Origin of the sequence: Kitasatospora putterlickiae, from assembly GCF_039527695.1 — a bacterium.
Taxonomy (GTDB): domain Bacteria; phylum Actinomycetota; class Actinomycetes; order Streptomycetales; family Streptomycetaceae; genus Kitasatospora; species Kitasatospora putterlickiae.
On record NZ_BAAAKJ010000350.1, the window covers coordinates 1 to 769 of the forward strand.

At 74.8% G+C, this 769-nt stretch carries 1 protein-coding gene; it reads right to left on the reverse strand.

Features of this window, described 5'->3' with window-relative positions; all coding sequences use genetic code 11:
* Positions 1 to 2: 2 nt before the first annotated feature.
* Positions 3 to 769, reverse strand: a 767-nt coding sequence (locus tag ABD308_RS32370; protein WP_344343033.1) for an electron transfer flavoprotein subunit alpha/FixB family protein, incomplete at its 5' end; no start/stop codon positions are given.

The following is a 769-nucleotide window of genomic DNA, read 5'->3' on the forward strand; positions in this document are numbered from 1 at the left end:
GGTCAGGCCTTGCGGGCCTTCACCTCGGTGGTCAGCTGCGGCAGGACCTCGAAGAGGTCGCCGACCACGCCGTAGTCGGCGAGCTCGAAGATCGGGGCCTCGCGGTCCTTGTTGACGGCCACGATGGTCTTCGAGGTCTGCATGCCCGCCCGGTGCTGGATCGCGCCGGAGATGCCCGCCGCGATGTACAGCTGCGGGGAGACCTGCTTGCCGGTCTGGCCGACCTGGCTGCTGTGCGGGTACCAGCCGGCGTCGACGGCCGCGCGCGAGGCGCCGACGGCCGCGCCCAGGGCGTCCGCGAGCTCCTCGACCACGCCGAAGCCCTCGGCGGCACCGACGCCGCGGCCGCCGGAGACCACGATCGCGGCCTCGGTCAGCTCCGGGCGGCCGGTGGAGACGCGCGGGGTGCGCGAGACGACCTTGGCGGCGTTGCCGGTGAACGCCACGGTGACGTTCTCCACCGCGCCGGCGGCCGGGGCGGCCTCCGGGGCGACCGCGTTCGGCTTGACGGTGATCACCGCGGCGCCGCGCGACACCGTCGACCTCACCTGGAAGGAGGCGGCGAACACCGACTGGGTGGCGACCGGGCCGCCGTCACCGGCCTCCAGGTCGACGGCGTCCGTGATCACGCCGGAGCCGATCCGCAGGGCGACGCGGGCGGCGACCTCCTTGCCCTCGCCGGAGGAGGTGACCAGCACCGCGGCCGGCCCGACGGTCCGGGCGATCTGGGCCAGCGCGTCCACCTTGGGGACGACCAGCAGGTCGGTGA